This window comes from Roseateles sp., from assembly GCF_049240545.1.
GTDB lineage: Bacteria > Pseudomonadota > Gammaproteobacteria > Burkholderiales > Burkholderiaceae_C > Paucibacter_A.
Map to the genome: position 1 here is coordinate 1 of NZ_JBMLSK010000094.1, position 6,741 is coordinate 6,741.

11 protein-coding genes are annotated in these 6,741 nt (G+C 69.1%); all 11 read right to left on the reverse strand.

What is annotated here, in order from left to right:
• Positions 1–328 precede the first annotated feature (328 nt).
• Positions 329–508, reverse strand: coding sequence for a hypothetical protein (locus ACOVRJ_RS06565; protein WP_422043084.1), 180 nt, complete (start codon positions 506–508; stop codon positions 329–331).
• Entirely contained in the window at positions 505–804 is a 300-nt protein-coding gene (locus ACOVRJ_RS06570) for a hypothetical protein (RefSeq protein WP_422043085.1), read from the reverse strand. The genes ACOVRJ_RS06565 and ACOVRJ_RS06570 overlap by 4 nt, the downstream gene beginning before the upstream one ends.
• Positions 805–811: 7 nt before the next feature.
• Positions 812–1,723 (reverse strand): hypothetical protein, encoded by a 912-nt coding sequence (locus ACOVRJ_RS06575; protein WP_422043086.1) that lies wholly within the window; start codon positions 1,721–1,723, stop codon positions 812–814.
• A 9-nt stretch (positions 1,724–1,732) separates the two neighbouring features.
• Positions 1,733–3,679 carry a hypothetical protein gene (locus ACOVRJ_RS06580; protein ID WP_422043087.1) on the reverse strand — a complete coding sequence of 649 codons (1,947 nt, stop codon included), beginning with the start codon at positions 3,677–3,679 and terminating at the stop codon, positions 1,733–1,735.
• A gap of 3 nt (positions 3,680–3,682) precedes the next feature.
• A complete protein-coding gene (locus tag ACOVRJ_RS06585; protein ID WP_422043088.1) occupies positions 3,683–4,009 on the reverse strand; it encodes a hypothetical protein in 327 nt (108 codons plus the stop codon).
• A 2-nt stretch (positions 4,010–4,011) separates the two neighbouring features.
• A complete protein-coding gene (locus ACOVRJ_RS06590; protein WP_422043089.1) occupies positions 4,012–4,455 on the reverse strand; it encodes a hypothetical protein in 444 nt (147 codons plus the stop codon).
• Positions 4,452–5,090 (reverse strand): phage tail fiber protein, encoded by a 639-nt coding sequence (locus ACOVRJ_RS06595; RefSeq protein ID WP_422043090.1) that lies wholly within the window; start codon positions 5,088–5,090, stop codon positions 4,452–4,454. Before ACOVRJ_RS06595 ends, ACOVRJ_RS06590 begins: the two co-directional genes overlap by 4 nt.
• A gap of 21 nt (positions 5,091–5,111) precedes the next feature.
• Positions 5,112–5,564: a lysozyme gene (locus ACOVRJ_RS06600; protein ID WP_422043091.1), complete on the reverse strand. Its 453-nt coding sequence runs from the start codon at positions 5,562–5,564 to the stop codon at positions 5,112–5,114.
• Positions 5,564–6,028: a hypothetical protein gene (locus ACOVRJ_RS06605; RefSeq protein ID WP_422043092.1), complete on the reverse strand. Its 465-nt coding sequence runs from the start codon at positions 6,026–6,028 to the stop codon at positions 5,564–5,566. Before ACOVRJ_RS06605 ends, ACOVRJ_RS06600 begins: the two co-directional genes overlap by 1 nt.
• The gene (locus ACOVRJ_RS06610) at positions 6,025–6,399 is read right to left on the reverse strand and encodes a phage holin family protein (RefSeq protein ID WP_422043093.1); all 375 of its coding nucleotides are present in this window, start codon (positions 6,397–6,399) and stop codon (positions 6,025–6,027) included. The genes ACOVRJ_RS06605 and ACOVRJ_RS06610 overlap by 4 nt, the downstream gene beginning before the upstream one ends.
• Positions 6,399–6,741: hypothetical protein (locus ACOVRJ_RS06615; RefSeq protein WP_422043094.1), on the reverse strand; the 343-nt coding region annotated here is incomplete at its 5' end. The genes ACOVRJ_RS06615 and ACOVRJ_RS06610, both read right to left, overlap by 1 nt.

Genomic DNA, 6,741 nt, shown 5'->3' on the forward strand with positions numbered 1-6,741 from the left:
GGGCGAGCGGTACCGGTACACCCAGGTTTTGAGCGCCTGGCCGGCCACCAGGCGCAAGCCAGGCGCCTGGTCAATGGTGAGATGATCGCCCGGCCCTAGAGCCTTGGCAGCACGCGCGTCAAACATGGAAAACCTACACCGCTCCAAAAACTACACCGGAATCTATACCGGAATCGGAGCGGCGCTGCGCGGCGTTGCGTGAATCTGCGGCGCGGGTATCTATGACGACAGAGACAAACACCGAGGCCCAGAGGGAACATACCCCCCTGATGCAGCGGTGCCTGTTATAGGGAAAACAGGCCCTCGATTTAAAAACCTACACCGGAATCTATACCGGCGAGGTTTTGGCCTGGCGGCGCTCAGCACGCAGCAGCTCACCCGCTGCCTTGATGGCCTCGGCGTACTTGGGCTGGATCTTGGCCATGGCCACGAGCTGGGGCCCATGCCGATCGGGCGCCACGCGGTACCAGGCCACGATGCTGGCCGCGTCCAGAAAGTCGACGATCAAGCCGCGACCAGCAGCTCGATCTGATCGACCAGCACCTCGCCGGTGTTGGTGGTGGCCACGACGCGCAGCTGCGCACGGGTGCCGGTGGGCACGGTGGCCGGGCAGCTCACGCGCACCAGCGACTTGGTGCCGCCGCTGACGCTGTCGGTGACCCTCGTCAGGCCGCCGGTCACGGTCACCACGTGGCCGCTGATGGTCTGGCCGGCCTGCAGCGCCGGCCCAGGGCTGGGGCCGTTGAAATCGATGGTGTAGTCGAGGGTTTCGCCGGGGGCGATGGCGTAGCGGTTCTGGCTCATGGGCGGCTCACTGGGTGGGCACCGTGCGCTGGCGAGCACGGGCGGGGACGGTGCGGGTGGTGTCGGCAGCGGCCACCGTCACCAGGCGCTGGCGCGCGGGGACGGTGCGCAGGGTTTCGACCTCGGCGACGACGAGCAGGCGCTCGCGCGCTGGGACGATGCGAGTGCGGCTGGCCGGCCCGGGGGTCAGGACGACCAAGGTGCCCAGGTCGGCCGTGGCGGTGCCGCGGGCCTGGGCCAGGGCTTGCAGTCGGATGGCGGTGGTAAGGGCCGCCGAGGCTTGGGCCCGACCGATGGCTGCCGCAGCCAGTCGGGTCGCCGTCGCCAAGCTGGCCGTGGCGGTGCCGCTGGCCGTGGCGACCGCCTGCAGCCGGATGGCCGTGGTGAGCTGCGCGCTGGCCGCGGCTTGCGCCACAGCGGCGGCAGCCAAGGCCTGGGCGCTGCCGGCCTGCAGGTTGGCCGTGGCGGTGCCAGTGCCCTGGGCGCTGGCCGCCAGGCGGATCGAGGTGGTGAGCGCGGCCGTGGCCGTGGCCCTGCCCTGCGCCGCTGCAGCCAGGGCCTGGGCGGCGCCTGTTTGCAGGTTGGCAGTGGCGCCGGCGATGCCTTGCGCCGCAGCTGCCAATCGGATCGACGTGCTGAGGTTCGCCGTGGCGGTGCCACTGGCCTGCGCGGTAGCCGCCAAGGCGCTGCTGGCGCCGGCCTGCAGGTTGGCAGAGGCCTGCGCAACACCCTGGGCGGCCGCCTGCAGGCGAACGGCGGTAGAGAGCGCCGCGCTGGCGCTCGAGCTTCCTTGCACCGCAGCTGCCAAGCGGATCGAGGCGCTGAGCGCGGCCGTGGCCGTGGCCCTGCCCTGCGCCGAAGCGGCTAGCGCATTGCCAGCGCCAGCCTGCAGGTTCTGCTGGAACAGGATCAGCAGCATTGGGAAGCCTTACGCGGTAGCGGTAGCGATCGAGCCGATGCTGAAGCGGGCCTGCAGGGTGGCGCCGTTGGTGAACCCGACGCGCCAGTAGCGCCAGCTCGGGCGGTGGATGATCTCGGCGTACTGTCCGCCGCCCGTGACGGCAGCAGTGGGCACCGATTTGGCGCGGCGCCAGTTGGTGTTGTCGCGGCTAACCTCGATCCACAGCGTGCCCGACTGGTCGGACTCGGCCGACACGCGGATTTCCCCGGCGTAGGTCGCAGCGTTGGCAAACGCCGTGGCCGTGGCCGTCACCGTGGCGTCGCGGTTGGTGCCGGTGAACGTGGCGTTGGCGGCCAGTGCGGTGCTGCTGTCGTCGTACCAGATGCCGGCGCCGGACACGTTGCCGATGCGGGCCGTGCCCGCAGCCGCCGCCACCGTGACCGTGCCCGAAATGCCGGTGACTGCGGTGTTGATGGCGTAAGGGGCGGCGTGCTGGAACCCAACAACGCGAAGGGTTGTCGTGCCTGCGGTCGTTGCCGTGGAAAGGCGTAGGCGCAGATAACGTGCCGGAACTGCCGATGTCCAAATGCCTGCGGTTGAGAACGTGGTGGCCGGGCCAGCGCCAGCAGTGGCTGAAACCGCAGCACCCGCCAGCGGCGAGCCGAAAGCGGGGTCGTTGCTCCACTCCGGCGTGATGATGCCGGTTGTGCCCATCGATACCACTTGGATTGACAGCGACCGAATCTGAGAGCAGTCAATCACCAACAGGTTGGTGTTGATCGCAATAACGCCAGCTTGCGAGTAGAAAAACTCTTGGGCGGGGGGTTGGCTTGCCACGATCTTTTCGGTGTCGCTCATGACACCGATTTCGACTTTGTTGTGGTTCTTTACTGTGCAGAAATCCACCACGGCGGTGGTGCTGCTGGCGGGGGTCGTGCCGTTCACGAACTCGTACACCGCCGCCATTTCGTCGTGCTGGTGCGGAATGGTGATGCTGTGCGAGAACAGGTGCACGTCGTCGCAGTAGAAGACAACGCGCTCGTTCAGCAGCTCAATTCGCCAATCTCGCGCCGTGGCCGTGGTTGCGCCGTTTGGCAGCGTGACGGTGGTTTCCTGAATCTCAGAGGCAGACGGGGCTCCCGTTGGGTTACGGCCCGTTTGCAGCTTGACGGTGGTGTTGGTGGTGCCGTCCAGCAGGAACCAAGCGAACCAACGCGGGGTTGCCACATCCTCACGAAAGCCAGCGCGCAGGGCCTGGTTGGCGATGCGCTGCGAGATGGTGCCCCGGGCGCGGTAAACGAGTGGGCCGTAGTCGACGTAGCGCTTGACGCCGGTCTGGCTGGTGGCCGTGGTGCCTGCGATGATGGTCAGTTGGCCCGATGCCACGGCGTTGCTGCCACCCGCGCCAGTGACCGGCAGCATGATGGCGCGCTGCCCCGTGCCGCTGGTGCTTCCGGTGTATGCCGCTTTGAGCGTAAGTTGCGTGTCGCTGTCGATCGATGCGATCTGCACCGCCACGGTGTCGGCATCTGCCGAAACCTTGAAGTAGTCGTTCAGGTTAACGTCAGCGGCCAAGAAGCCCGTGCCGCCGACAGTGGTGCCGCTGACCGTGACCGATCCGATGCCCACCCACAGCGAGGTGTTGGCAAAGTTGCAGCGGAAAGTGCCCTCGTCGGTCAGTACGGCAGATCGCGTGATCAGCGCGCCGTCGTCGTCAATCGTGGCCGTGCGCTGCGCCGTGTCGCTCGGTCCGCTGTAGCCAGGCCAAGTGCCAGCAGCGGCGCCCAGCAGCAGCGACGGCATGCCGTGGGTGTCGTCCACCAGGTTGGCGTCGCTGGCCGCGCCATACGCCTGCTTGATGACCTGGGCCACGGCCCCGCTTGGTGCAGCCCCACCGTTGACCGTGGTCAGCGAGTCGTTCAGGACCTTGTCGCCGCCCGTCCCCGGGTTGAGGGTGGTGGTTCCAATGGCCATGGCTTACCCCTGCACCAGAAGCTGCTGCTTCCGCACCACGGCCAGGATGGCGAGCATGACGTTGCGCAGGTTGGTGTCGACGCCCAGCGGCGCGGCGCTCGAAGGATCGACCAGCGGGATTGGGCGCAGCCCGTCATTTGCCAGGTCGAACTCGGCGCGAATCGGCGGCAGGTCCTCCAGCTTGCGCACGGTACCGTCGGCCAGCTTGACGGCCAGCGACTGCTCGATGAAGGCCTGCGGCAGTTGGCCGGCGTCGGGGTACAGGATTTCGATGCGGTGGGCGCGCACGTAGGGCACGCCCACCTGGCTTGCGTCGTAGTTGTAGGACATGGTCACTCCAAGTAAATGCGCCGGCCGACGGCCGCGCAGTAAAGATCAAGCAGGCGTGGCGAGTAGCGCCAGGGCTCGGCCAGGCCCAGCATGGCGGCGCAGGCCTCGCTGCAGAAGAAGGCCCGCAGCCAGCCCTTGATGGGGCGGATGACGAAGCCGAGCAGGCCCAGCACGTCGTAGCGGTCGCCCTCGTGCTCGGCAAACCAGGCCTCGGCCTCGAGCGGGTCGTGGGGCACTTCGTACACGCGCCACTTGGCGTCGGTCAGCACCAGGTCTTTGGCGCGCACGCCCTTGTCCAGCATCGAAGCGCTGAGGCAGCGGTGCTCGAGCCCACGCCAGGCCGTGGCCACCTCGCAGTGGCTGACGTCGGTGCGGTCCCAGGCGTGAATGACGCGCGCGAAAAGGCGCACGTCACCCACTCGAAACGCCACCCGCAGCATGGTCATGCCAGCGTGAAGGTGAACGAACCCGCCGGGAAGGTGGGCTGCGCGTCGCCGCTGTTGACGGTTTTGGGCGTGGCCAGGGGGGCCCACACCAGCGGCGTGCCCGAGCCGTAGGTGGCCGAGTCCAGCATGTAGGTGCCGAACACCACGCCCCAGTTGGTCGATGGCGCCGCCGAGCCGAAGGTGAGCACGGTGTTGTTGCTGGTTTGGCCACTGGTGCCGGTGCTGGCCACCGTGGTGCCCGCGCCCTGCGTGCCCGCCATGTTGGCCAACGACGCCGCCACACTGGGCCGGGTGTAGTTGCCCGCGTTGGCCGCCTCGGTGAAGGTGCCCGCGTCCAGGGCGTCGGTCTGCTCGGTCCAAACCGCGGTCCCGTCGGCCACCGTGCCGCCGGCAGTCGTCGGCCAGCTGGGCTCGCTGGCGCCGGTGGTGCCGGCCGTGGTGCAGCGGTAGATGCGGCCGTTGGGCGTGGCCGGCAGCACCGTGTCGTTCAACGACACGGCCTGGCTGCGGATGCTGTTGCTGTAGCCCCGCGTGGCGACGATCAGCGCCCAGGCCAGCGTGGTGATGGCTGCAGGCGCTTGGCCGCGCAGGTAATCGATGAATCGGTTTTCCAGCAGGTTGGTGATGTTGCTCATGGGGTCACTCCGGTTGGGGGATCAGGTTGGAATCAGGGCGATTTCGGCCTCGCGGCGCAGCACCAGGCCGCGCAGCACGCGCCCGCCGGCCATCACCCACTTGCGCAGCTCGGCGGGCACGGCCTGCAGCTCGCCCGCGTTGACCTTGCGGCGCAGGGTGCTGGACTGCAGGCGGCCAGCGCCCAGGTTGAATGCGAAGTCGATGAGGGCGGCCAGCAGGCCGGGCTCGGTGGCGCCGGGGCACAGGCGCTGCACCGCCGGCAGGTACACGCGCCGCACGTGCCACAGCAGCAGGGCCTCGGCGCGCTCGCGGGTGATGGCGGCGTCGCGCAGGGTGACGCGCGTGCCGTCCTCGTAGAAGGTGGCGCCGTAGCCAATCGTGGGCACGCCAGCCGGGCACAGGTAGGGCCGCAGGTAGAGGCCCTCGAAGCGCCGGCACAGGGCCGCGGCGATGGTGACGGGGTCGGCCGTCATCACTTGCCCCGCTTGCCCAGTGTGCGGTCGGCCAGGAACAGGCCCAGCGCGGCGAAGGCCACGGCCTCGGTGGTGGCGGTCAGCGGCACCCACTGCAGCTCGCGGGCGGTCAGCATCAGCACGGCCCAGGTGGCCACGCCCGGCCGGATCAACGCATTCCAGGCATCGACCCAGGCAATGCCCACGCGCTGCGTGGTGGCCTGCACGGCGGCCAGCCAGGCGCTGGCCTCGATCTCGCCCTCGCGGGCCACGGCCTGCGCCTCGATGACCTTGATGCCCAGCTCGGCCTGCAGGCGCTGGCCGGCGAGGTTGCGCTCGTGCGCGGCGGCGTCCAGCTCGCCCTGCAGGCGCATGCGCTCGATCTCGCGTTGGTGCTCTTGGCGCGCAGTCAGCCAGGCGCTCACCTCGCCCCAGATCATGCGGAAGGCGGTGCCCCCCAGGAAAGAGAGAAGCGCCTCGATCATGGTTTGGCTCCGTACTTCTTCTGCGCGAACTCCTCGAACGCCGTGATGGCCCGGGTGCCCATGTGCCCGCTGATGCCGACCAGGCTGGCGGTCAGCAGCGGCGGGGTGGCCGCCCACTCGCACAGCCAAAATGCCAGCAGGCCCGCAAAGGCGCTGGTGCAAAGCTCGCCCACCAGGCCGGTGAGGTGCCAGGCGCGGGCCTCGCCCTTTCGCACCTTGGCCCACCAGCTCACGAGGCCGCCGAGCAGGGCCACGCCCAGCATGAAGCCGTATTGACGGATGGGGTAGTCGAGCGGGTCTTTGTCGGCCGCGCGGGCCAGCCAGGGCCACGCCAGCAGCACGGCCAGCACCAGGGAGGAGGCCCAGCGCATCACAACGACACCCCCAGGCGCCACGCCGCCAGCGGCAGCAGCGCCACCAGGCCGCCGGCCACGGTGGCCAGGACGTCGAGCAGCTCGGGCGTGCCGCGGCGGGTGACGCGGTCGCGCACCTCTTTGGCGATGGCGACCACCGCGCACAGCACCAGGCCGGCCAGCACGCTGTGCAGGCCGCCCAGGGCGGCCGCGCAGGCGCCGTAGACGAAATGGTTGGCCTTGTCGGCCGGGAGGATGGGGAGGTTCATGCGGTGGGCTTGGTGGGTTTTGGCAAAGCTGCGGCGCGCCTCGCAGCGTGCCGACTGCGGGCGTTTGTCATCAGGGGGAAAGTGGCACGCG